The sequence below is a fragment of the Paenibacillus sp. HB172176 genome, assembly GCF_011947265.1.
GTDB lineage: Bacteria > Bacillota > Bacilli > Paenibacillales > Paenibacillaceae > Pristimantibacillus.
In genome coordinates this window covers 182,504-207,018 of the sequence record NZ_JAATHD010000001.1, presented here as the reverse complement: position 1 = coordinate 207,018, position 24,515 = coordinate 182,504, and the positions used below count along the sequence as shown (strand labels likewise).

General features: G+C 52.6%; 15 protein-coding genes. 7 read left to right on the top strand and 8 right to left on the bottom strand.

What is annotated here, in order from left to right; genetic code table 11:
- Positions 1-134 precede the first annotated feature (134 nt).
- Positions 135-1,007 carry an AraC family transcriptional regulator gene (locus tag HFP08_RS00880; RefSeq protein WP_168118627.1) on the top strand — a complete coding sequence of 291 codons (873 nt, stop codon included), beginning with the start codon at positions 135-137 and terminating at the stop codon, positions 1,005-1,007.
- A gap of 134 nt (positions 1,008-1,141) precedes the next feature.
- On the opposite strand, the gene HFP08_RS00875 is transcribed toward HFP08_RS00880, so the two are convergent.
- Positions 1,142-3,457, bottom strand: coding sequence for a carbohydrate-binding domain-containing protein (locus HFP08_RS00875; RefSeq protein ID WP_168118626.1), 2,316 nt, complete (start codon positions 3,455-3,457; stop codon positions 1,142-1,144).
- Between the two features lie 195 nt (positions 3,458-3,652).
- Here HFP08_RS00875 and HFP08_RS00870 point away from each other — a divergent pair, with 195 nt between their 5' ends.
- Together HFP08_RS00870 and HFP08_RS00865 are read left to right on the top strand one after the other, a co-directional pair.
- Positions 3,653-4,600 (top strand): helix-turn-helix transcriptional regulator, encoded by a 948-nt coding sequence (locus HFP08_RS00870; RefSeq protein WP_168118625.1) that lies wholly within the window; start codon positions 3,653-3,655, stop codon positions 4,598-4,600.
- A 70-nt stretch (positions 4,601-4,670) separates the two neighbouring features.
- Positions 4,671-5,198 (top strand): DinB family protein, encoded by a 528-nt coding sequence (locus HFP08_RS00865; protein WP_168118624.1) that lies wholly within the window; start codon positions 4,671-4,673, stop codon positions 5,196-5,198.
- Here HFP08_RS00865 and HFP08_RS00860 read toward each other — a convergent pair.
- From HFP08_RS00860 to msrA, 3 genes are all read right to left on the bottom strand, one after another.
- Positions 5,195-6,646 carry an FAD/NAD(P)-binding protein gene (locus tag HFP08_RS00860; protein WP_168118623.1) on the bottom strand — a complete coding sequence of 484 codons (1,452 nt, stop codon included), beginning with the start codon at positions 6,644-6,646 and terminating at the stop codon, positions 5,195-5,197. The genes HFP08_RS00865 and HFP08_RS00860 overlap by 4 nt on opposite strands.
- A gap of 166 nt (positions 6,647-6,812) precedes the next feature.
- Positions 6,813-7,484 (bottom strand): hypothetical protein, encoded by a 672-nt coding sequence (locus tag HFP08_RS00855; protein WP_168118622.1) that lies wholly within the window; start codon positions 7,482-7,484, stop codon positions 6,813-6,815.
- Positions 7,485-7,495: 11 nt separating this feature from the next.
- Positions 7,496-8,182 carry a peptide-methionine (S)-S-oxide reductase MsrA gene (gene msrA / locus HFP08_RS00850; RefSeq protein WP_168118621.1) on the bottom strand — a complete coding sequence of 229 codons (687 nt, stop codon included), beginning with the start codon at positions 8,180-8,182 and terminating at the stop codon, positions 7,496-7,498.
- A 150-nt stretch (positions 8,183-8,332) separates the two neighbouring features.
- Here msrA and HFP08_RS00845 point away from each other — a divergent pair, with 150 nt between their 5' ends.
- Positions 8,333-9,601 (top strand): carboxylate--amine ligase, encoded by a 1,269-nt coding sequence (locus HFP08_RS00845; RefSeq protein ID WP_168118620.1) that lies wholly within the window; start codon positions 8,333-8,335, stop codon positions 9,599-9,601.
- 916 nt (positions 9,602-10,517) lie between these two features.
- On the opposite strand, the gene HFP08_RS00840 is transcribed toward HFP08_RS00845, so the two are convergent.
- The gene (locus tag HFP08_RS00840) at positions 10,518-15,287 is read right to left on the bottom strand and encodes an RCC1 domain-containing protein (protein ID WP_168118619.1); all 4,770 of its coding nucleotides are present in this window, start codon (positions 15,285-15,287) and stop codon (positions 10,518-10,520) included.
- Positions 15,288-15,475: 188 nt separating this feature from the next.
- Between HFP08_RS00840 and HFP08_RS00835 the strand changes: the two genes are divergently transcribed.
- A complete protein-coding gene (locus tag HFP08_RS00835) occupies positions 15,476-16,165 on the top strand; it encodes a response regulator transcription factor (RefSeq protein WP_168118618.1) in 690 nt (229 codons plus the stop codon).
- Positions 16,162-17,619 (top strand): sensor histidine kinase, encoded by a 1,458-nt coding sequence (locus HFP08_RS00830; protein WP_168118617.1) that lies wholly within the window; start codon positions 16,162-16,164, stop codon positions 17,617-17,619. The genes HFP08_RS00835 and HFP08_RS00830 overlap by 4 nt, the downstream gene beginning before the upstream one ends.
- An 8-nt stretch (positions 17,620-17,627) precedes the next feature.
- Here HFP08_RS00830 and HFP08_RS00825 read toward each other — a convergent pair whose 3' ends face one another.
- Entirely contained in the window at positions 17,628-19,568 is a 1,941-nt protein-coding gene (locus tag HFP08_RS00825) for a PAS domain S-box protein (RefSeq protein ID WP_168118616.1), read from the bottom strand.
- Between the two features lie 168 nt (positions 19,569-19,736).
- Entirely contained in the window at positions 19,737-20,855 is a 1,119-nt protein-coding gene (locus HFP08_RS00820; RefSeq protein ID WP_168118615.1) for a glycoside hydrolase family 88 protein, read from the bottom strand.
- Between the two features lie 133 nt (positions 20,856-20,988).
- Here HFP08_RS00820 and HFP08_RS00815 point away from each other — a divergent pair, with 133 nt between their 5' ends.
- Positions 20,989-21,867 carry an AraC family transcriptional regulator gene (locus tag HFP08_RS00815; protein WP_168118614.1) on the top strand — a complete coding sequence of 293 codons (879 nt, stop codon included), beginning with the start codon at positions 20,989-20,991 and terminating at the stop codon, positions 21,865-21,867.
- A 37-nt stretch (positions 21,868-21,904) separates the two neighbouring features.
- Here the strand turns inward: HFP08_RS00815 and HFP08_RS00810 are convergent, their stop codons facing one another.
- Positions 21,905-24,148: an exo-rhamnogalacturonan lyase family protein gene (locus tag HFP08_RS00810; protein WP_168118613.1), complete on the bottom strand. Its 2,244-nt coding sequence runs from the start codon at positions 24,146-24,148 to the stop codon at positions 21,905-21,907.
- Positions 24,149-24,515: the final 367 nt, after the last annotated feature.

Here is a 24,515-nt window from a genome sequence, read left to right as displayed (position 1 = left end):
TTCAGTGTATCCGCTTTCGAAGCAGGGGAATATAGGTGAATATGACTTAATCCATAGTTGAATCAGACAATTTCGGCAGGGAATTTGGAGCGAACAACGAATAATCTATACGAGAGGAGCGTGCTAGCAAGACGATGAAGCAACGAAGCGAAGAGTTGACGGGAGAATGGTTTTTCAGCGAGAAGATGGATGTATACGTGAACAGAAGCGAGGAGAGCTTCGGCATGTCCTATCATTCGCATGACTTCTATGAAATCGCGTATGTGGCCGAGGGCAAGGGGTATCACCATGTAGGCTCGGAGACGCTTCCCGTATCCAAAGGCGATCTGTTCGTGCTGCCTGTCGGCGTATCCCATGTGTTCCGCCCCTCGGACGCGAAAAATCATGGGCTGATTGTGTACAACTGCTTGTTCCGCGAAGAGATGCTGAACACGATGGCTCTCCTGGCGGACAAGTCGCTCATTTCTGAGGAAATGTTCTATTTCATCGAGACGTTGCGTCGCCCGGAGTGGTTCAAGATGGTCGATCAGTATGGCGAATTAGATTATTTGTTCAGGCAAATGCACTACGAATATAACCGCCGGGATGATCCGCATATGCCTCTCATGCTGTTCGCGCAGTTTCTTCAGCTTCTCGCCCGCATTGATCGAATGAGACTCGCCGAGCCTCATCACCGAGGCAATGGCGCGGAACAACTGGATGAAGTGTTAGACTATATGAATCGGAATTTGGGCGAAAATATAACTCTGCACGCTCTCGCCGCAAAAAGCGGCCTGAGCGAGCGACATCTGCATCGCTTGCTGAAGGCCCATACGGAGCAATCCTTCACCGCTTATCTGCAGCATGCTCGCATTGAGAGAAGCTGCCAGTTGCTGGCGACGACTAGCATGAAGCTTAGCTGCGTGGCGGAGCAGGTCGGCTATCAGGATCTTGGCTCCTTCAGCCGCATCTTCAAACGAATCATCGGCTGTCCGCCCGGTCAATTCCGCAAACGGAGTCGGAGTTGAGGAGCTGATTTCCAGCGCTGCAGCTCCAATTTCGGCGGACGGGCGACTTGCAGCGCTGATTTCCAGCGCTGTAACAATGGCAGCCCCGGCACAGTTCAACTGTACCGGGGCTGCAAGTCAACTACTGCGCCGCATTATTGACTATCTGATGTTGTGCCTTGTCCTTGCCCCTGCCCGCCTTCCGGCATCTGCGGCGACGTCTGTCCATCCGGCGGCGTGAATCCGTCCGGAGGCGCCTGTCCGTCTTCCATACCTTGGCCGCCGGGACGCCCGCCTTGACCGCGGCCTCCGCCGCCAAAGCCTCCTTGACCTCCGCCCATACCGCCAGGACCTTCTGTCTGGCCGGTTGTAATACCGGATTCATTCAGGTACGTAATCGTATCCGAGATTGTTGCGCTGACAACCTTCGTTCCTCCGGTATACTCGCCGCCGGTATACAATCCGTCTTTCTCTTCGCCTGTATAGTTGCCGCCGGTATAGATGGCATATTCCTTATCCTTGCTCAGATCCGGCGAAGAGACGACAATGGTCTGGAATTCGTGATTCGGCGCGAAGGTCGCAATCTCGTTGCCGTCGCTGTCCTCGACATGCACAATCGTATTCGCCGATTGCGTCGAAGGAAACTGCATATGAATCGAATTCTGCGAGGAGCTGTCGGATGGAGCTTGAGCCATGCCCGCGCTGCCCGCCGCGATCAGCAATCCGCCGCTGTTTTCGAATACGCCGTCATAGTCCAGCGCTCCGTTCATGTTCTCCGTCGGTCCGTTCACCAGCACAGTTCCGCCAGTGATGTAAATCGAACCATTCGAATCAAGTCCGTCTCCTCTCGCATCCACATAGACATAACCGCCGTTAATATGCATAGCCAGACCGTTATCCGTACTAGCAGCCTGTCCTGGCTGTCCTCCGCCAAATCCCGATTCTCCACTGCCATCCGAAACATTAATGCCATCATCGGATGCTGTCACGTGCACCTCTCCGTCATTAATTGTAATTACTTTGCCTTCAATGCCTTCATAGGACTTCGCAATATCGATTGTTCCTCCGTCAATGGTCATCGCATTGTCCGCATGCATGCCGTCGTCTCCTGCGGAGATTGACAACGTGCCGCCCGCAATCGTTACGGCGTTGTTGCTGTGCACCCCGTCATCCATGGAGTCGATGGCAATCATGCCCCCGTCAACTTGGATATAGCTTCCTGCCTTCAATGCTTTCGCGCTGTCTGATTCCGTTGTCGTGTCATCTGTCGTTGCCGCAGCCGTTACGATCGCCGAGTCACTCTTCGCGTCAGCTGCAGCAGCCGTTATTCCGGCGTTAGCCGCGCTTGAGCCTGCTGCTGCGCTGGATGTGCTGGATGCGCCACTGTCAGCACCGCTCGTCGCGCCATCTGTCGGCGCAGTTCCTGTTGATTCATCTGCGCCGCCTCTGCCGAAGCCGCCGCCTTGCATACCGCCCATGCCGCCTCCAAAGCCGCCATTATCCGTCTTCACCGGCGCGTTCGCGCTGCCGCCTCCCGTCACAATGTTGAACTCGCCGTCCTTCACAAGCAGCGTTGTCTCTGCCTGGATGCCGTCTGCTCCAGCTTTAATATTGAACGTACCTCCATCAATCTCGATAAACCCCTTCGCGGCATCCGTGTCGTTAGTGGACTTCACGCCGTCGCCTCCCGCTTCAACGGTAAGGTCCGTCATCTGCACCGCAACCATGTCCTTGCCCACAATGCCGTCATCCACGGCTTGAACAGCCAGAGTGCCTCCTGTAATGATCAGATCATCCTTCGCCGTAATGGCGTCGCCCGTGTTACCGGTAACCGTCAGCTTCCCTGTTCCGTTAATTGTCAAGTCATTCTTCACGTAGATTGCCGTCTTCGTCTCGTCTGCCTCATCATTCACTTCGTGCTCTCCGTCAGAGATGATATTCTCCGTGCCCTCTTCCAAGGATAGAATCACTTTATCCGCATTCGAAACATAGATCGCCGCTTCGTTTGAATTGTAAATTTCCGCTCCGTTCATCACAATGCGAACATTGCCCTCTTCCGCCAGATCAACTTTCAATTGCCCTTCATCCAGCTTACCGCTAATCACGTAGACGCCGGGAGATACGATGGTAATGAGGCTGTCCTCTATTTCCGCTCCAGTTCCGTCTAGCGTTGCAGACGTTCCGGTCAATGCAATATAATTCGGATTCTCATTCTTCCAGTCCGAGTAGGCGTCCTCCTCGGCATATGTTGCAGTGTTCAGTGCAACATCGCTATCGCTCGTAGTTGACAAGTTAGCGGTTTCCACCGCATTATTCGCCGCTGCAGTCGCCGCAGCATTGCTATTAACCGCGCCATTATTATTGGTGCACGCCGCAAGCCATACTGTGCTGAGCGCCACAACCGCTATTTTAAATTGCCTCTTTGCGTTTTTCTTGCTTCTATGCGAGCTGGTCAGCTTGTCCTTATTCATCTTGGAATCCTCTCCCTTATCCACCTTGAATTTTCTTCTTTACAAACCCTTCATATCCACATCCCTACTGTAACAACCCTACCTTAACGATCTCTGAAACTTATCTGAATCTTTTCTGAATGTGCGGGACGGCTGGCGCATCGTTTTCTGTGATAGAATAAGCAGACGAAATAACAGGATAGCGGGGGAAGCTAAATGAACAAGACCGATCGTCAGCTCGCCATCATGCTTGAGCTGCAACGGAGTAAAGTGTTGAGAGCAGAAGATCTGGCATCTCTATTCGAGACCAGCGTGCGGACCATCTATCGGGACATACAAGCGCTTAGTGAGATGGGCGTTCCGATTATTGGAGCTCCCGGGCATGGTTATTCCCTAATGGAAGGCTATTTTCTTCCGCCGATCGGTTTTTCCGCTGAAGAGGCAGTAGCGCTGCTTATGGGAGCTGACTTTATCGAACAGAGGCTGGATGGCGATTATGCACACAAAGCAAAGGCGGCCCGACGCAAAATTGAAGCGATACTGCCTGAAGCCGTACGTGACGAGTCGGCGCGCGTTCGGGAAACGATGCGGATTCTCGGGGTCGGGGAGCCTGTAACCGGCTTGAGAGAAAAGGAATATCTCGGACAAGCGCGGCGAGCCATTATGGAGCGCCGCAAATTACGTATGACGTATCTGAAAAAGATGCCGGAACCGGACGGCAATCGGAAGAGCGCGCGTGAGGTCGCTCCATATGGATTGGCGTTTATTCAGGGAAATTGGGTTTTGATTGCGCGTTGCGACCTGCGTCAAGATATTCGGCATTTCCGACTATCGAGGATGACGGGTCTAATTGTATTGGAAGATCGCTTTCTCATTCCAGACGAATTTAACCTTAACAGCTACCGTCCGTCGGACGACCGCAACGAACGGGTGCTGGTTCTGGCGAATCCTGAAATTGCGGACAAAATCGCCGAAACCTGTCATTTTTATATGGAATCGACTAGCGACTCCAAGGATGGACTTATCGTCACCTTTGTTGTACGACGGCCGGAGGAGCTGTTGTCATCTATTCTCAGCTGGGGTGGGGATGTCGAGGTGCTGGAACCTCAGTCTCTCCGACAGCGAATTCGGGAAGAGGCCGAAAAAATATTAAAACGCTGCTGACATGCTATTGTCAGCAGCGTTTTGTTATAGTGCGATTAGATCCAAAAAACAATGAGGAGTTGTTTCATTCATGCGAAATACAGCAGAAGCATTACAAGCATTTGAGACAGTAGTAGAACGTTATTCAATCGAATTGGAAAGCTTTGATATGGAGCGGCTGATGAAAAAGCCGAACGAGGAGGACTGGTCGATCGGTCAAATGTATATGCATCTCATTCAATCCGCGCAATTCCTGCATTTGCACAATGTTGATCAATGCTTGGCAGGAAGCGAAGTAACAGTAGACGCTGCGGAGGAAAAAACGGAGAGGGGCAAGGGGGCTTTCGAGCTGGGAAGCTTTCCTCCCGTGCGGATTCGAGTTCCCGCTTCACCGCAATATACTCCGAAACAGCCGGAGAGCAAGAAGCAGCTGACGGATGGTTTCCTCCGTGTCGTGGAGCGGATGAAGCGCACCGAAGCCGCTGTGAGTAAAGTGCCCGTAAGCAGGAAAATGGTTCATCCCGGATTTGGAGCGCTAAATGCCCAAGAGTGGTTTTTGCTTATCGAAATGCATTACAGACATCATTTATCACAGCTCGAGCGATTGAAAAACGGTTAACCCGTCACGCTTTTCGAATCCTTCCGACCTCGGTCCGCCGGATTCCATTCTCCGACGAATTCCGGCTCATCGTACGCGAAGAAGCCGCTTAAGATCGCCTCGCGGTCATCCATGAACAGCTGATCCGCGATCGCGGCAGCCAGCCTCGGAACCGCGAAGCGCATTCCCGAGATGGCCGAAGCGGACAAGCCGCAGCTTACCATGACCGAATAATTGAAGGCGAACAGCCCGTGCAGCCGTCTCTCTCCCTCTTCATTCCTGCCGGTGAAGGCAAAGCCGGGTGTCAGATAAGGATGAGCGTCCAGCAAGGGATTGGCGAGCTCTGCGGGAGCCGTGTAGCGATCCGACCATCTGACAATGTCGGACTCCAACAGGCGCAATTCCGGCCGAAGTGCGGGATCGGACACGAGCCCCGTGCTGATAATAAGAAAATCGAACTCGAAGCTTCCCTTCCCGGTCGTGACAACGGCCTGATCTCCACGCGCCTCCACATCGAGCCAAGATGAGCCCAAATGCAGCCGAAAGCCGGACCGCTCCGCCGCCCTCGCGAACGTATCATTCGTCGGCGGCTGATTGAAAGCAAAAAAATGAGACATGACCGCGTATTTGTCCGCGTCCGACAAAGCGGGGTATCTCTCGATCATGCCCGAGCTCTCCATCTGTCGAATCGGATTGACGCGTGGCAGCTCCTTGCGTCTGACGAAAACATGCGCTTCAGCTACGCCTTCCGACAACGCAAAGTTGGCATTATCAAAAGCGGAAGCGCCGCCTCCGAGCACGGCAACCCTCTTCCCTTTCAACCGGTTAAAGTCGATCCGCTCAGAGGTATGCGCATAGAATTGCCGGGTCAGCTTCTCTTTAATCATTGGCGGCACATACCACTCTCCTCCTCCCTGAATGCCCGTAGCAAGTACGATCTTCCGAGCCCGCAGCTCGCCTACCTTCGCTCTTGCTCCCTCAATATGCAGCTTATGAATGCCATCCGCAGCAGGCTCGATCAGCTTAAGCTTAACCTCGTTAACAACAGGGAGCTTCAGCGCTTTGCGATACCAGCGGAGATAATTCATCCAGTCTCCTCGCGGTATTTTGTCAAGAGCCTCCCAGCCTTCCTGTCCGAATTGCGCTTCCCACCATGAACGGAATGTCAGCGAAGGAACGCCAAGATCAACCGAAATCAGATGCTTCGGCGTACGAAGCGTCATCATACGGGCGTAAGTATCCCACGGACCCTCGAAGCCCTCCGGATTCTCGTCGATCACGAGAATATTCGATATTCGCTCGCGAAGCAGACCGAACGCAAGTCCGAGCCCGCTCTGTCCTCCGCCGACGATGACTGCATCGTAGACATGCCCGTCGGGATGCTTCCTCGGACTCACCCAATCCGCCCCTCCGTAAGCCAGATAAGCCAAATCCGTCATCACTCGCTCGTTCAACATCTCTATACTCATGGAGATCATACCTTTCGATTTTTAAGTTTATTCTAACGCGATCCGCCTGCCATTCCTAGCCGCTCCCATCAAAACTGGCATTGCGACTAATCGATTCGAAAGGGTATGTGCAACATAACCAAATAGCCTGCAGAGAACATCTCTCCAGGCTGAGTAAGTATTCGAATTATGAAATTGGCATATTTCCTCTGCCGCTAACATACCCCAGCACCGCAATGGCGGCGCGCTCCCTGCGCTCCGCATCATTGCTGCGCATCGCCTCTTGCAGAATCGAGAGAGCTTCAAGAATCATCGCTTTTGGAACGAGGCAGGCATCGCTGAAATCCGCTTCAACCTTTACGTTTGCATCATTTGATCCAATGTTAGGAGCGTCTCCCGCCAATAGTGTTCGCTCAAGCTCGGCACGGGTAATCTGCTTCTCCAACATGGATACGCTGTCACTTGTTTCCAGCAGGCTTCGCAGTTCATTGCTGATTCCTGCTTCAGGGACAGCCGTCAGCCACGTCACTCCGCGACGATGGGAGCTCGCCTCCTCCTCCGAATCATAGCTCTCGACATAATAATAGTCGCCAAGATCGCCGAGATATACCGTTCCATTATCTTGCAGCAGAATATAATCGCCATCCCGCATCTCCAGCACGAATAGATGCATTTCCTTATACAGTTCGGCCAGTTGTTCATTGCGCTCGATTGCCGCAAGCCTGCGCATCAAATCCGTCTCGCTGAGCCGCTCCAGATCCCCAATACCGGCAGGTCCGAGACAGACATAGTTATGTTCAAGAAAATCCTCAATCCGGTTCCGCCCGTGCACTTCCGCCTTCATCTGAAAGAGTCGCATCCCATTCCCTCCTACCACTTTATTGCGGTCAGCACACGCCCGAGCTCAAAGCGCTCTTCCGCACTTATTGTCCATCTGTCCAGCTCGTTCTTGATGCGCTCCAGGCTCGTATACCCCTTCGCAAGCCCGTTCAGCCTTGCCGCAATCGTCGACTGCTCCAACTCTTCCTTCGAATCGAACAGCGTCATTAGCTTCTCCAGCGCATCCGGGTATCGCTTCAAATAATACTTCTGATGTCTGGCCTCGGCGGGATAAAACCCGTCAAAAGCCGCAACTTCCGTATCCGGCGCCGGCAATCCGCTTGCCTCCCGCTCCGCGAGAAAGGCATGAATCCCCGCTTCCTGCGCCTCGTCGTGGAAGAAGAGCAGCGATTGATACTGCCTGCCTTTGTAGCCGTTTATATTATAGGGATTATGATTGTCCCAAAACATCGCAAGGATTTCGTCATAGGCAATCAGCTTCTCGTTATAGTCAATCTGCACGGTCTCCGTATGATCGCCCAGCTCGCGATAAGTCGGCTGCCCGGTTGTTCCGCCCGCATAGCCGGTTCGCGTTCGAATGACGCCGGGAAGTTGTCCGAACAACGCTTCCGGTCCCCAGAAGCAGCCCATGCCGAAGGTGGCCGTCTTGCTGACCAGGTCAAACGCTGTTATCGGCTTTGAGGCCGGCCCTTTGTTTGTTTCTCGCTCAAGCTTCATTGCTGTTGCTCCTTCCATTCGGAAACATGCTCCGCAGTTTATCAGCTTCCCGCTGCCGCTGCGGTTTGCATTCGCCATTTTACGAAAAGGATCTTCACGACTATAATAACTATAATAGACTTCGATTGTCGAATAACCAAAGGAGATTGTATGGACCCTAACGATTTTGTACCCATCATACTTGGCAGCGACGAGAACGCCTACGGCAATGTCAGAATTATTCATGAAACCTACGGAATCAGACCGCTTCTGCTGTGCACCAGACTGCTCATTCCAACGATGCACAGCAAATTGTTCGACCTCGTACAGATCGACCGCTTCGACCATGATGACGTATTTCCCGGGGCCTTAATGTCGGTTCTCGAGCAACAAGCCGCTCCGGGCAAGAAGCTCATCGTCATTCCGTGCTCGGATTATTATGCAGGCTTGCTTTCGCGTCACTATGAGAAATTCAATGGATTGATCGCCAACCATTTCATCTCGGATGCCTTGCTGGATACGCTCGACACGAAGGACAAGTTCTATGAGCTGTGCGAACGCTTCGGTCTGGACTATCCGAAGACGCTCGTATGCGAGCCCCATGAGAGAGAAATCGCCGTGGAACGCATGGCCTTCCAGTTCCCGATTGTCGTCAAGCCCGAGAACAGCAACGCCTACGAGTATCTGCATTGCGACTTCGAAGGCAAGAAGAAGGTATTCTTCTTCGATACTCGGGAACAATATCTCGCTATGGTTCGCAGTATGAACGCTTCCGATTATAAGGGCAAGCTGATTCTGCAGGAGTTCATACCGGGCGGCGACAGCGCGATGCGCGTTATGAACAGCTATTCCGACGATCAGGGCAAGGTAAGTCTGATGTGTCTTGGCCAGCCTGTGCTCGAAGAATACGCGCCGAAGACGCTCGGCAACTATGCCGCCATCATCAGCCGGTCAGACAAAGCTATCTACGAGAAGGTGCAAGCCTTTCTCGAGAATATCGGTTATGTGGGTTATTCCAACATTGACATGAAATTCGACAGCAGATCGGGCAAATACATGATGTTCGAGATTAATCCGCGAATGGGCAGAAGCAGCTTGTTCGTCCGGGCGGCGGGTCTGAATCTGATCGCGGCGCTCATCGATCGGGTCGTATACGGCAAGGACAAGCCTTGCGTTTACGGCAGCTCTACCGCGCTGTGGACGAATGTGCCCCGCATGGTGCTGAAGCGTTATGTTACCGAACCGGCTCTGTCAGCCGAGATCAATCAACTCTATAAGCAGAAGAAAGTAATACGCTCGCTCTATTACAAGAAGGATTTGAACGTGAAACGGCTTCTTCGCGTATCGCGCTATTTCTTCGGCCATGTCAACAACTATCGCCGCTTCTATTTCGACAAGGGGCAGGGATCGTTTGCGGAGGCGCAAAGCTCTGAGAATTAAGAAAACGCCTTGCGGCGTCCTTTAAAAGCAGCTCCTCTAACGGACTTTTTGGAGGCTGTCAATTAACTGTGGATTACCAACGCATAGAATAACTCAGTCGACAGGGCGACCGAGGCTGCAACCCTTGTTTCCAGCGTTGCAGCGCGTTGTCGAGCTCTTTTCAGTCCTTTAAAGCGGATTTTCCACGTTGCAGCGCGTTGTCGGGTCTTATGCTGAAATTAGCAGTTCACAGTTAATCGACAGCCTCATATTGTCCTCTTGAACTAAACCGCAAGCCGCGGTTGTATAAAATAATTGGCCCCCAAACACAATATACAGGTTTATTGTTCGAGCTAACTGGTTAAATCTGTATGTTAATGAGAGTTGCTTAGAGCGAATGAATACCCATAAGGGGGCCGAAAAGATTGAATCCCATAGAGCGTGCAGAACGCGGCTCACTTCAAGAAATTGCACCTAAATTGCTGGTCATCCGAGGATGGCCTTTTTTAGTGTGCAATTTCAGATACACTCCTGAACCTTAGCCAACCATACGAGTGAAAAAACAACAGGATTAACCAGCTAAGAAGCGAAAAGGTCCGTTAAAAATCCGGTTTAGCTAAAAGGAGCTTCTAGGGATCGAAAAAGTCCGTTACAGTTGCAAGCTGAGTAGCCTCTCGCTCATTCCGTTTCCTTAATCACATTTGCTTCTCTCCGACCATCAGATCCTAACGAAGACTCAAAACGTTAAACGCCTGAATCTCAGGCCTGCGTGAATCTAACGAAGAATCACATCGTTATTTCATCAAATTGAGCATAAAAGCAACCCATAACCATGAAATAAGACGATCAATCTTCGTTAGATTCGATTAGAATGCCTTTTTATGCCCTTAACGTTATCCCGTTTCGTTAGGTTTAACGCCAAATTCTATTGCATTTGCTAGTCGATAAATCCAACTTCTCGAAGAAAGCGTGCCAGCATAGCCGTCGCTTGAGCGCGGGTCGCGTGTTCGAAAGGCATAAACATACTGCCAGGCATTCCCTCAATAATACCTGCAGCCACGACCTTGGCAACCGAAGCTGTCGCCCAACTAGAAATGGTCCATCGATCGGAGAGCTTCGTTAACGATTGCAAACTTCCTTCATCCCGGTCCCCTGCGAAAACCATCGCCGACGCAAGCATCACAGCCATTTGCTCGCGAGTCATTGGCTCATCCGGCGCAAATCGCTCCTGCGTCATACCGCTCGCCAGTCCCGCATTCACCGCTGCCTGTATGACAGGCCTGTACCACGCATCCGCCGCCACATCTGGGAAGCCGGAAGCTTGATCGTCAGCGTTCAACGATAGCCCCAGCGCGCGAACGAGCAGCGCTGTAAACTCGGCGCGCGTAATGTCCGCGTCCGGCATGAAGAGGGTGTCTGTGACGCCATTGACGATCAGCTTCGACGCCAACAGCTCCACATTCCCCTGTGCCCAATGCCCTTCCAGATCGTCGAATGTCTTGCCCGCTGATGCCAGGACAGCGTACATGCTGTTATGCGGCACCTTAATCACAGTCTCCGGCGTACCATCCGGACGGCTGCCCGCTTGCGAAGGCACAAACGTGAACCTCATGTCCCCCTGATCATATAAAACGCCTGTCAGGTTACGATTCACGGCGTCTTCCCCCGTTACAATTGCCCTCGCCATATAGGTTCCACCGAAATCACGAATCTCCACCGTTTGACCGTTCGCTTCTACCGTCACTTTGAAATCGATGACCGCACTAGCCAGATCAAACCCTTTGCTTACCGCGAGCTGCAGAACCTGTGTCTCAACCGCTTCGTCCGCACGCTCCAGGATGATGTTCACCTTCAGGTCTTGCAGGTCGACGCCGAGCTCCTCCGCCAAGCCCGCAAGATCAAGCACGCTAATGACGAGCTGATAGCTGGCCCCGTTCAGTTGCGCCTCGATAATCGCATTCGGCATCAATTCAGCAGCCGCAGCAATCGAAGCTGCGGGAAGCTGCACTCGCACGACGCGCTCGGAATCGTCCACTTGAATCGTAAGAATCGATTGCCCTGCCTCTGCCAATCGCGTCAGCGCGCCATCCAGCGTCGCTTGATCGAGCATGACTTGCTCCATGACAGTACCGTCCGGTCGGGCTGCTTTCTCAACCGCCACGCTACTCATGACCATCGAACCGATTAACAAGCTCGCATGTCTCTGCGGCTCAGGTGAGTAGCCAGGAGCACGCTGCACATAGACGGTATAGGTCTTCCTTGCCCCGTTCAACGCTGTTACCCCAATCTCGATCAGATTCTCTCCTGTATGCAACGCAAGCGCTTCGCTCGCCATGCCGGTGGTCACTGATAACGGCGTTCCTCCGTTGACGCTTACGGTGATGAGATCCGTTTTGTCCTGGGCAGCCGGCGTTATAGCGATGCTCTTTACACTGTTCGCAACGTTTACCCTATAAGCCATAGTGGAGGCGTTGAACTCGCTATTCAGCATTCCCGCCGAAAGCGCAAGTCCGTTCAATTCCGCCGCAGACGTATCCAGTCTATACCGCTGGGATACAGCGCCCGCCGCATTGCCGACCGTATCCTGCGCCCGAACGTGCAAGTACCAGTCCCCGTCCACTCCGCTTTTTGCCAGATTATCACCGCTCGTGAACGGTGACCAGCCTTCTGCCGGCGTCGTGTCGCTTTGCGACCATGCGTAAGCAAGAGAAGCTGTCGACAAGCCGCTCTCCGCATCGTTCGCCGTTACGACAGTCGTGCCGCCTGCGCTCCACGTTTCATTGCCGTTCGTGTCAAAGTCGATGCTCGGGCTGGTTCGATCGATCTTAACCGTCAGAGCATCCTCCAATTCATTGCCCGCTTCATCTGCGGCCTTGACCTTGACGAACTGCGTTCCCGCTGCCGAAACGGCAAGCGGTTCCGTGTAAGTGAACCAATGCGCACCGTCGTCCAACGAGTAGGTTACAGAGGTGACCGTAAGCTCTTGGAGATGGGAGGCAGATATCTCCGCCCTCACGGGCTGGTTCGTCCAGTCTCCGGAAACGTACGGAGCTCCATCCTGTTTGCTTGCGTTAATTGTGACAACCAGCCCATTTTGATTGATTTTCACGATTCTGGATTCTTGCTCTTCATTCCCTTTCTCATCGATTGCTCTAAAAGTCAAGGTATGAACGCCTTCCTCGCTATAGGTCAACGCTCCGGTAACCGGCAGCCAGGAATTCCCCCCGTCTTCCGAGTACTGGAACGTTGCCAGCCCGCTGCCATCATCCGTTGCACTTGCATGGACTGTCACGCTTCGATTCGTCCACGTATCGTTCGCGTACGGCGATTCATCCTCGTCTTTCATCTGCACGGTAACCTCTGGATTGATGTTGTCCAGCCACTGCGCATATAACGTCACATTGTCCATGCCTATCGTGACGGCTTCGCCCGGCGTGCAGCTTGTGCCGCTGCCGTCCACTGCCGTGTTCCAGCCCGCGAACGTATAGCCGGTCTTCCTCAGGCTGCCCGTATTGCCTAACACCTCCACACTGTCATCCGGGCTATACGCTTGCCCGTCTGCCGGCGCGCTGCCGCCATCGCTGCCATTACCGTCATACGTGACGTTATAACGCTGCGACACATTGATTGTATACGTCTTGCCCGGCAAGAAATACGGCTCTACCCTGATCAAGATCTCCGTCATGTCTCCGGTTAATCCAACGGCAACAGGCGCGCCGCTTGGCTGCTCCTCGGCATTTACCAGCAATACGGCGTTATCCCCATCGGTCAACGTCGCCGTTATATCGAGGCTCGCAGCAGTCGAACCCACAAGCTCATAGGTATAAGCCGTAACGGAAGATTCAAAGGAAGGGCTCAGATCGCCGGCATCGATCGCAAGAGTGATCAGATCCGTGCTCCCCGGTACGGTCGATTGACCGTATTTATTATTTCCCCATGCGACGATGCTGCCGTCCGCCTTCAACGCTTCCGAATGGAGCTCCCCTCCTGCAAGAGATACGACGCCGCTCTGCGCATTGGCGGGGATACTCCTTTGACCTTCACTGCTTCTCCCCCAAGAAACGACTGTGCCGTCCATTTTCAATGCCATAGAGAAATGTGTTCCCCCTTCAATCGCCACGATCCCATTTTGCGCTGCGGTTGGTACGGAGACCTGACCATCTAAATTATATCCCCATGCCACGACGCTGCCGTCTGCCTTTAACGCCAGGGAATGATAGCCTCCAGCCGCAATCGCCACAACACCGCTTTGCGCTGCGGTTGGGACGGTCGCTTCACCGTCAGCATTATTTCCCCAAGCTACGACGCTGCCATCCGACTTCAATGCCAAGGAATGGCCGTATCCTGCCGCTATGGCTACGATGCCGCTCTGCGCATCGAGTGGGACGTCCGATTGTCCCCAATAATTGTATCCCCAAGCTACGACGCTGCCATCCGATTTCAGCGCCATGGAGTGGTTGGCTCCAGCCGCTATGGCTACGATGCCGCTCTGCGCTTCAACGGGGACATTCGTTTGACCTTTATCATTCTTCCCCCATGCGACGACACTGCCGTCCGCTTTCAGCGCCAGCGAATGATGCCATCCTGTTGAAATGGACACCACGCCGCTTTGGGCTGCTTCCGGCACATTGATTTGATTGTAATTGTTCCTGCCCCATGCGACTACGCCTCCGTCCGCTTTCAGCGCCAGCGAATGACTATATCCCGCAGCAACGGCAATCGCTTTGGTGGGCGAATTCAGCTCTGCCGGCACGGTCGATTGATCGTACAACCCCCACGAAATGACGCTCCCGTCCGCTTTCAGCGCCAAGGCATGAGAACTCCCCGCAGCAATGGACACCACGCCGCTTTGCGCCTCCTGGGGCACATCCCTTTGACCTTGACTATTCGCTCCCCATGCGATGACGCCTCCGTCCGCCTTCAAGGCAAGAGAATTATAATCGGTTGCGGCAATGGACACGACACCGCTTTGCGCCTCAACCGGAACATTCCCTTCACCGTTCGTATTGGATCCCCATGCGACGACGCTGCCATCCACTTTCAGGGCGAGCGAATGCGTATCTCCCGCAGCTATGGCCACAACTCTGCTTTGGGCGGCTGTCGGCACTGTCGTTTGATCCTTGCTATTCGACCCCCATGCCACTACGCCTCCATCCGCTTTCAAGGCAAGCGAATGAAGATATCCGCCAGCGATAGCCGTCACGTCGCTTTGGGCCTCTGCCGGAACGGTTGATTGACCGTTCGTATTAAGACCCCATGCGACGACGCTGCCGTCCGCTTTCAAGGCAAGAGAATGATTTTTTCCCGCAGCAATCGCCACCACTCCGCTTTGAGCAGCTGCCGGCAACGTCGTTTGACCGTAATCATTATTTCCCCATGCCACTACGCTGCCGTCCGCTTTCAGCGCCAAGGAATGATAAGATCCAGCAGCTATGGACACCACGCCGCTTTGGGCAGCTTCAGGAACATCCAATTGGTTCTTATTGTTAGAACCCCAAGCCACTACGCTGCCATCCGATTTCAACGCCAGAGAATGGTTGCGTCCGGCAGCGATCATCTGGAACGATCCCACGCTCCCGCTGCTGCCCGAGGACCGCTCTGCCGCCAATGCGACAGCAGGGACCGCGCATGTCCAGAGTAGAAGGAGCGCCAGAGCAACCGTCATCAGCTGCGAGCATTTTTTTGAATACAGTCTATTTTTGAACATATTCAGAACATCCCTTTCCTTTGCCAACTGATCCTATTCATCGACATTCTATTCCATTTTTCATCCTATCACCGGTGATAGGGCTATTGTCTTAAAGGATTATTAAAGGATTTGATGCAAGGAAGGAAAAACACTTGGCCGCATGGAATAAGGAAACAAACATCACCAGAAGAGAGAGTGCCGTGAATATGAACAAACCACACGTATTGATTGTCGATAACGAGCCAGAAATTGCAGGGCTGGTCAAGCTGCATCTGCGTAATGCGGAGATGTATACTTCTGAAGCCTATTCCGGGCGAGAAGCCGTTGCCATCCTGGAGCATTACACGATCGATCTGATCGTGCTGGACTTGATGATGGAGAACGGGAATGGCTGGGAGGTGTTGCGCCATTTGCAGTCCCGCCAGTTGGATACGCCCGTCATTATCCTTAGCGCCAGACACCTGGAGGAAGATAAAATCGAAACGCTCGGCCTGGGCGCAGACGATTATGTCACCAAACCGTTCAGTCCGGGAGAACTGACCGCTCGAATCAAAGCCTTGCTGCGCCGTTACAAGCCCGCTATGCACGGGAACAGAATTTGCTGCGGCGGGCTCATCTACGATCGAGCCGCCCAGCAGCTCGAGAAATCAACCGGAGCGATTTCCCTCTCGCCAATAGAAGGCACTATGCTGGAGCTGTTCATGCGCGAGCCTGGTCGCATATTTACCAAGCAAGAGCTGTTCAAGTATGTCTGGAAGCTGAATCAATTCGATGCCAATTCCGTCAATGTGTATATCAATTTCCTGCGCAAAAAAATAGAGGAGGACCCCGCCAACCCCCGTTATATTGAAACGATACGCGGCGTTGGCTACCGATTTGTGGAGGAGACAGCATGAATCTCAGGACAAAATTATGGCTCATGGTCTTTACGGCCAGCTTTACCGGACTTGTCTTGTTTGTTGCCAGTCTGGCAATCATGGGTTCAATGAACGCGCGCGGTTATACCCATGAAATGCTGAATCAAATAGGGTCTCAATTGGCAGAAGAAGCGGGCCAACAGGCAGAGGAAGCCGGCGGTCCCGAACAGGCGAAAACGCGAGTCGAAACGCTTATGAACCTCACTCGGAATGAACATCCGAAAATGAGATTCGAGTGGTTTTCCAAGGACGGCGCGTTGCTTTATGCAACCGATCATCGAAAGAAAGCCTATTCGTTTGACGAGATGATGAGAAGATTTTCGGGCATGCCTGAAAAGCTCTGGGGCTTTGATAACGAAGAGGTGACTTTAGTGTATCAATGGGCGCTCGACAACGATTCCCAGTATCTGATTCTATCTGTGCCGAGCACGGAAATGCGGGGAACTCAACTTTTTATCTACGTACGAAATTCCTGGCTGCTCTTTACCTTGTTAATTCCGCTCGGCATCTTTTTTATTACGCCGATTTTTTTCTCGCTGATCTTTTTCACCCGCATTAATCGCAGGCTGAAGGCGATGAACATAGCTGTGCAGGAATTCGACGCGCGAAGTACCCGAATCGTGCTTGAGGATCGCGGTAACGATGAAATCATGCAGTTGAATCGCCATCTTAATCACATGTCTGAGCGCATTCTGAATCAAGTGGCGCAAATTCAAGACAATGAGCGCAAGCGGCAGACGCTGATTGCGAATCTTTCCCATGATCTGAGAACGCCCCTTACCATGATTCAAGGGTATGCGGAGACGCTTCACGACGGATTATATCAGAATGAAAAAGAAATGCGGATGTATACCGAAATTGTATTGCGCCGCTCCCGCTATATGAATGACCTGCTGCAAAAGCTCCTGGAGATATCCCGCTTGGACATGCATCCTGCTCCTATCCGTATGCAAGAGACCAACCTGTCCGAGCAGCTCCGAAAATTGGCGGCGGATTACATTTCGATACTGGAAAATCATTGCATGTCCTTTGATATTGAAATTCCCGATACATCCATTACGGCCCTGATCGACCCCCCTCTGATTGAACGAGCTGTCCGCAATCTGATAGAGAATGCGATTCAATACGGCCGTGCTGGCGGATACCTTGGACTTGCCTTGCGCATGCTCAGTGCGGCGGAGGGAGGTGCGGTAATTGAGATTAGCGTTACGGATCACGGTCCCGGCATTCCTGTCGAGAAGCAAGAGGTCGTCTTCGAGCGCTTTATCCGGGGATCCGACGCAAGAGAAGGGGAGGGGCTCGGCATCGGATTATCCATCGTGAAGGAGGTGGCCGCTATTCATAAGGGAAGCGTACGGCTGGAGAGCAGGCCTGGCGTTCAAACGAAGTTTACAATCGTAATTCCGAAATTTCTTGCTGATCATCCTGCCTGATCAGTCGTTCAGCTTGTCTTTTCGAATTTCTCCAAGATCTCTGCTACCTCGTTCAAGCTGATCGGCTTGCTGATATAGGCGTCCATGCCCTCGGACAAATATTTCTCCCTGTCGCCTTTAATAGCATTAGCCGTGACGGCAACAATATAAGGCCGATTCTCTCCATCCGACATTTCATGAATGAATTCCGCAGCCGTCAAGCCGTCCATTTCGGGCATCTGGATATCCATGAAGATAATATCGTAAGGCTCGCGCTTGGCCGCCTCCACGGCCTCAATACCGTTTCTCACCACGGTGGCTTGATGTCCCAGCTTCTCTATCATTTTCTTCAATACGAGTTGATTCACTTCATTGTCCTCGGCAATAAGGAGCTTCAGCAGTGGCTGGGACGAATGCTCCTCGCTATTGTCCGAATCGAATCCTATTTCATATCCAGAGGAGTCCGAATCAGTCGGTTCGACGCGAAAGCTGGCTGTGAACAAGAAAGCCGACCCTGTTTGATTCTCAGGGGTTTCATGCCAGATTTGGCCGTCCATAAGCTCGACAAGCTTCTTGCAGATTGCGAGTCCAAGGCCCGTGCCTTCTGTTTTCCTCGTCATAAAATGATCGACTTGATAGAAGGGCTCGAACAAATGCTTCGCTTGTTCCTTCGGCACCCCCGATCCCGTATCCCGAACGGCGAATTGAAGGCGCATCTTCTCCTCTTCCTGCGAAATGGTGTCGACGGCGATCGAAATCGCTCCGCTCGAAGTAAATTTGATGGCATTGCTGAGCAAATTCATTAGAATCTGCCTTAGCTTCGTACTGTCTCCGTGCACCAGGTTCGGGACCTGAGGAGAGACGGATGTCGTAATTTCCAAATCCTTCTCAAGCGCTTTGGGCATAATCATATAGAGCGTTTCCGACAACAAGATCCGCACATTCAGCAGCTCTTCCATCAACTCGGTTTTTCCGGATTCGATTTTGGAGAAATCCAGAATATCGTTAATGATGGCGAGAAGCGTATCTCCGCTCTTCTTAATAATTTGCACGTATTCCATCTGCTCGGCATCGAGCTCCGTCTCCAGAAGCACGTCCGTCATGCCTACTACTCCATTCATGGGCGTACGAATCTCATGGCTCATCATCGCGAGAAAATCGCTCTTCGCCTTATTCGTTTTCTCCGCGGCTTCTTTCTCGATTATGAGCTTCTTCTGCTCCGTCATATCCTTGGCGATAATGTAGAAGCCCATTGTCTTGGATTGGATAATAATGGGTGCCAGCGTAACCAAGACTTCAACGAAACGACCATCCTTATGCCGAATGAACGAGATATCCTTTTCAACCTTGTCAATTGCGCCATCATTGTTTAAAGCCGACAGCAAAACTTTTGCTTTCTGTTCGCCGATCAAGACAGACATGTCGCTTCCGATCAGCTCCTCGATAAGATATCCGGTCATCTGCCGCACCATATTGTTGCCATTGATAATAATGCCGTCCAGACCGAACGAAATAATGGCGTCATGATTGTACTTTTTGAGCGATGTATAACGTTCGATGCTTTCCTGCAGCCTCAGCTCGGCAAGCTTGTTCTTGGTTACATCGATGAATTGGCAAATAAAATACAAGGGCTTTCCATCATTTTCGTCGCGAGCCAACGACACATGAACGGAAGTCCAGACGACATGGCCGTTCTTATTAAAATATCGATTTTCCAATTCAAATGACGGGATGACGCCCTCCAATAAATTTTCCAGCAGAACGCTGGAATTGTCCCGGTCATCGGGATGACGCATTTCATCTATAGTCAAGCTTTTCAATTCCTCTTCGGAGTAACCGAAAATCCTGCAAATGGCCGGATTCACATTCATCCACTTCCGGTCCAGGGTGACCAGAGCGATTCCGATCGGCGCGTTCATGTATATATGTTCAAATAAAGCTTCGGAGTCAAATAGCTTTAAATTCTGCATCCCACCCGTTCCTCCTTCTGAATTAACGCGAAAGCAACTTCACTTACTTCTCGTTAGGCAATTACAGCTATCTTACCACAAAGCCTGTCCATTTGTGACGCAGAACAAGGAAAGAGCCTCCCCATGCGGGAAGGCTCTTCATTCGCTGCTCTATTCTTGCTTATCCTTCTACTCGTACCAATAGCCTTTGTGGCCTTTCTCAAGGCGCATCAATGCCTCAAGGTAGTAGTAGTCGCCCCAGATGACGAAATCGTCGGGCGAATTGCCGGCGCGCACGCTGTAGGAACCGCGCTTGATAAGTCCCTGCGCATCCTGCTCGTTCATGGTCGAGTAGGCTACCAGTCCTTTCATCGAGCGCTGCAAGCCCGCTTCAAGCTCGGCGCGATCCTCATGATCCTCCGGCAGGTGACTCAGCAGCTCCAGAATGCCGCAGGACGTAATAGCCGACGCCGAGCTGTCGCGTTTCGTATCGGCGTTAATCTCCGCGTCGAAATCCCAGTATACGACATGATCCTCGGGAAGACGCTCCAGGAAGTATTGGGCCATTCTAAGCGATGTTTCGAGATAAAGCGGGTTCTTCGTATAGCGATAGGACAGCGCGAAGCCATAAACGCCCCAAGCCTGGCCGCGCGTCCATGTCGAGCCGTCCTCATAGCCTTGATGCGTGCCCCCTCGGATCGCGTTGCCGTTCTCCGGATCGAAGTAGAAGGTATGATAGGAGGAATCGTCGCCTCTGACCAGAAAGCGGCGGCTCTTGTCCGCATGCTGAACGGCCACGTCGTAATACTTCTTGTCGCCGGTCGTCTCGTACGCCCAGTAGAGCAGCGGCAGATTCATCAGGCAATCGATAATGATACGTCCGCCGTTATGCTCATCGCCCTCTTTGCCCCAGGCTTGAATGATGCCGGATTTCGGTCTCCAACGCTTCAGCAGCACATTCGCCGCCTCCAGCGTCAATTGTTTCGCGGCTTCGTCCTTCTCAATGATCCACTGCGCCTTCGAGGACAGGGAGTAGAGGAAGCCGATGTCGTGATGATCCAGATGATCAAGCGTATCGAGGCGCTTGCGGAAGCTTGCTACGTTGTTTTCCGCCGCTCTTTTGAATACATCATCGCCTGTATATTCATAGCAAAGCCACAGCATGCCTGTCCAGAAGCCGTCCGTCCAATCCATGTTCGGATTCAAGTGGTATACATCATTCGTGCTGACATGGGGGAACTGATCCCCGAAACGTTCAATATTCGCTCTTGTTTTCGCTACTGCGTCTTCGATTGCTTGTTTCCACATGATCGCGTCGCACTCCCTTGTTTAGAATGAAATGTCCTAGCTATAGGGTAACAATTTTGCAGTGATGGAAGTAAAGCTGATTTGTGCTAAAATATCATTATATTGCGGTTTTCCAAATCAGGAGGAGCAACAAATGAAGCGTTTGCAGAATTCAATGAATTTCAGGAAGACTCCCTTTCACTCGAAGCTCGTGGATGTAGCCGACGAAAACTACAAGGGCTATTTCCATTGCCATGAGGGGATGGAGCTTCTGTATGTGTTCGAGGGCAGCGGCACCGTTGTCATCGACCGACAGATTCATGCGCTCGAAGCGGGGAGTCTGTTCTTGTTCCAGCCGTTCCAACTGCATCATGTGCTAGGCAAATTATCCCAAAATACGCCTTATGTGCGTTCCACGATTCATTTCGACCCGCAGGCGCTTACGCCCTACATCTCGCCTTGCAAGAGCCTGGGTCCGTTCTTTCGGCAGGCATGGAGGGACCAGTTGCGCATGCAGTCATTTCCCCGATTCTGCGACGATTATCCCATAGAGCCGCTGCTTCGGTATTACAACTATCGAATTCCTGCGGAGAAACCCGTAGTCAAGCTGGAGCTGTTCGCGCAATTAATCATGCAATTGCTTCAATTTCTGCAGCATCGCTACCAAGCGGCTGTCTCAGTCGACGAGGAACATTCGCTCCCGCGAACACTGTCGCATATCGAGCTTGTCATGAACTGGATTGAAGCTCATTACGCCGAGCCGTTCGAGCTTGATCAGCTCGCACAGGATATGCATCTATCGAAATATCATGTGTCCCATCTCTTCAAGCAGGAGACCGGCAGCACGATTACCGATTATTTGCTGGCGCGGCGGGCGAAGGAAGCCTGCTTCCTGCTCACCGCGACCGATCTTCCCGTCGCTGAGATCGGCCACCGGGTAGGCTGGCCCCTGCCTTCCCATTTCATTCAGCAGTTCAAGAAATCGATCGGAAGCACGCCTCTGCAATACCGGAAATGGCATTCGGCGCTTTAACTACAGTTCGATTCCCGCGCCGCTTTCGCCGTTTCACCTACAGCTCAATTCCCGCGCCGCTGGCCGTGCGGTAATAATAGAACATGGGATAGTAATATTGTGCGAGCATCTTCGGTCCCATGCCTTGCCACAGAATGACCGCATCGCCGGATATTTCCTTCCCTTGTCCGCCATTCTCTCTATCGATGCGCGCAAGAATTTGATTGAACAGCACGCGTCCGGCGAGGAGGAACTTCTTCTCTCCCGTGAATTCATATGCATACGAGAGCGCCTCAAGAATGAGCGGATTGCCGGTTTCCAGCTTGACAATGCTCGGCAGATCCTTGTACATGAAGACTCCTTCATCCTCCATGTACGTATGCTCGAGCGCATCGCTCACCGCATGCACGATCATTCTCTTGATTCGATCCTGAGGATTGAATTTGTAATAACGCATAAGCGAGTTCACCGCTATGGCAATCATGAACGGCACGCGGATGACCGTATGGTCGGTATACGGCGACAGCCATGTGCCGTACTTGTTCATCCACTCCTCGAACTGGTCGACAATTCGGTCGGCGTAAGCCAGCCATTTCCCGTCTCCCGTTTCCACATACAAAGCTCCCAAGCTGCGCAGCGCCCAGCCGCTTTCGCGCGCCTGAATGCCGCCGGGAGCGCCTTGATAGCGCGGCGTCGCCAGCAACCGAAGCACATTCTCGCCAATGCCGACAGCAGCCTCCAGCGCGCATCTCTCGCCGGTCAGGTGATAATAATCCAGCAGGCCCTCCACCCATTCATGGCAGACAACCGGATTGTCCGTGACATGACGAGGCGAATGCGGAATCTGCCCTTGAAAGCGGAGCGGATTATCGCTGTAATGACAAATATCCACATCCATCCAATGCTCCGCGGCAACCAGCAGATAGTCCATGAACCGACGCTGGCCCTTTCTCGCGTAGAGATGCATGAGCGCATGGGGCATATCGTATTCATTGTTCGTCCATACCCAATCGCCCTTGCCTCTGCCTTGCTCGGAGTAGCCCCGGTCCGGGCCGTCTCCCCAGTGCAGAATGCCGTAGGCTCTTGCCCGATAATCGGCCAGAACCGTGAAGCCAAGCTCCGCATTGCCGAGCTTGTTCTCGACATGCAGCGGCTCCATGACGCCTGCTCGATCATAATAGGCTGCGGGCAATATCGGCCGATCCGGCATCTGGAATTGCAGGCTGCGAATATTCGCATCTTCAATGCTTTCTTTGGGGCCATGCACATGGAGAAGCATGCGATGCGTCTTCGCGACGCCTTGAATCATAGCCAGGTTTGTTCCTTCCGGGATGATGCCGGCTGTGACGGAGTGCCCCGTCACATGGAGTGACTTGGGGAAATTCTGCTGCGCCTGATAGAGTGTCAGCGTAACGCCGCCCTTCTCCGCATCCGACCAATGGCCGAAGAAGGTGCCATAGAAGCTTTCCGGAAAATGCTCATTTCCCTCCAGCTTCAGCTTCTCCGCCGTAATTGTGTAAGCAAGCGACTTGTTGTAGCCGCCCCGCTCCATGGTTGTAATGTAGTTGGATATGCCGATCCCCGTTTCTACAGCTTTCTCAGAGGTCATGTTGCCTGTGGTGTCAATCTGCATGTTTAGCGAGCTCACGAGCTGCTCAGCTTCTTTCTCCCGGTTAATGATCTGATAATCCACGCGCATCCAAGGCTTGCCCGCATAGGCGTATACTCTGACGACATAATCGAACCATTCTCCGCCGCTTTCGCCCGCATGCTTGCCCCTCGCCTGAACAACGGCGCGAATCGGACCTTCCTCCAGCACCTCCCAGCCCTCGGGACCAATCACGCAATCGAACGCCATGCCAGACTCGTCCTGTATGACCGGGCCTCGCACTTCATCGGTCTTGAAGCCTTCCAAAGAGGCTACGGAGCGGAAGACGCCTCGCTCTCCCGGCGCGCTTAGATGAACAGTTACAGCTGAAGTATCGATAGAGCAGGCTCCGTCGCCCAGTTTCACCGTCATCTTCTGGCGGGGATCGACGCTCGCCGTTTCCGTGCAGCACTCGAAGCTTTTGCCCGCACCGCCCGGCAGGTCCGCCAGGAAATGCATCATCAGCCATTTGATTGAGCCGTCCGGCCAGAGCGATGTGATCTGTGTTTGGGAGGGTATCGGTTTCTCAGCATCAAGCATCGTAATACGGCTCGAGTCCTTCAGCTCGCCTTCCGCAAACGGCAATGCGATCGAGCAAGGCTCCTCCCATCTATCGAACATGGACAGCTTCTCGAATATAACAGGCAGTCTCATTTGATTCTCCTCCAAGGTTGAGAGTTAGTAGATTTTGCATGAATGCGCACGATGGTGATTATTAAGAACAGTCACCGCGACAAATAACGCTTCCAGTCTAACGCCACTGCCCCTTGGAGGGAATGATCTATTTCAGCTTTCATGAGATGTATATGAGGGAATGCAAAAAGAGCCTTTGGTCAGACCGACAAGGTCCTGACTGAAGGCTCCATGAAGTCAACAAGCTGCAGTAGCGGACATTGCGAAGACTGTCGACTAACTGCAGCGCTGAAAATCTGCGTTGCACGACCGGGAATAGTCCGGGACCGCTCTGCGGCGTGCGAATTCTCTTTCCAAAAGGCTTGAGAGCCTGCCCCATCATGCCCAT

Bases quoted from the DNA above. Each gene is read 5' to 3' on its own strand.
- HFP08_RS00845 (WP_168118620.1), top strand. From the start codon at position 8,333: ATGGACCCTAACGATTTTGTACCCATCATACTTGGCAGCGACGAGAAC.
- msrA (WP_168118621.1), bottom strand. From the start codon at position 8,182: ATGAAGCTTGAGCGAGAAACAAACAAAGGGCCGGCCTCAAAGCCGATA.
- HFP08_RS00875 (WP_168118626.1), bottom strand. From the start codon at position 3,457: ATGAATAAGGACAAGCTGACCAGCTCGCATAGAAGCAAGAAAAACGCA.
- HFP08_RS00870 (WP_168118625.1), top strand. From the start codon at position 3,653: ATGAACAAGACCGATCGTCAGCTCGCCATCATGCTTGAGCTGCAACGG.
- HFP08_RS00860 (WP_168118623.1), bottom strand. From the start codon at position 6,646: ATGAGTATAGAGATGTTGAACGAGCGAGTGATGACGGATTTGGCTTAT.
- HFP08_RS00825 (WP_168118616.1), bottom strand. From the start codon at position 19,568: ATGCAGAATTTAAAGCTATTTGACTCCGAAGCTTTATTTGAACATATA.
- HFP08_RS00880 (WP_168118627.1), top strand. From the start codon at position 135: ATGAAGCAACGAAGCGAAGAGTTGACGGGAGAATGGTTTTTCAGCGAG.
- HFP08_RS00820 (WP_168118615.1), bottom strand. From the start codon at position 20,855: ATGTGGAAACAAGCAATCGAAGACGCAGTAGCGAAAACAAGAGCGAAT.
- HFP08_RS00840 (WP_168118619.1), bottom strand. From the start codon at position 15,287: ATGTTCAAAAATAGACTGTATTCAAAAAAATGCTCGCAGCTGATGACG.
- HFP08_RS00815 (WP_168118614.1), top strand. From the start codon at position 20,989: ATGAAGCGTTTGCAGAATTCAATGAATTTCAGGAAGACTCCCTTTCAC.
- HFP08_RS00810 (WP_168118613.1), bottom strand. From the start codon at position 24,148: ATGAGACTGCCTGTTATATTCGAGAAGCTGTCCATGTTCGATAGATGG.
- HFP08_RS00830 (WP_168118617.1), top strand. From the start codon at position 16,162: ATGAATCTCAGGACAAAATTATGGCTCATGGTCTTTACGGCCAGCTTT.
- HFP08_RS00855 (WP_168118622.1), bottom strand. From the start codon at position 7,484: ATGCGACTCTTTCAGATGAAGGCGGAAGTGCACGGGCGGAACCGGATT.
- HFP08_RS00865 (WP_168118624.1), top strand. From the start codon at position 4,671: ATGCGAAATACAGCAGAAGCATTACAAGCATTTGAGACAGTAGTAGAA.
- HFP08_RS00835 (WP_168118618.1), top strand. From the start codon at position 15,476: ATGAACAAACCACACGTATTGATTGTCGATAACGAGCCAGAAATTGCA.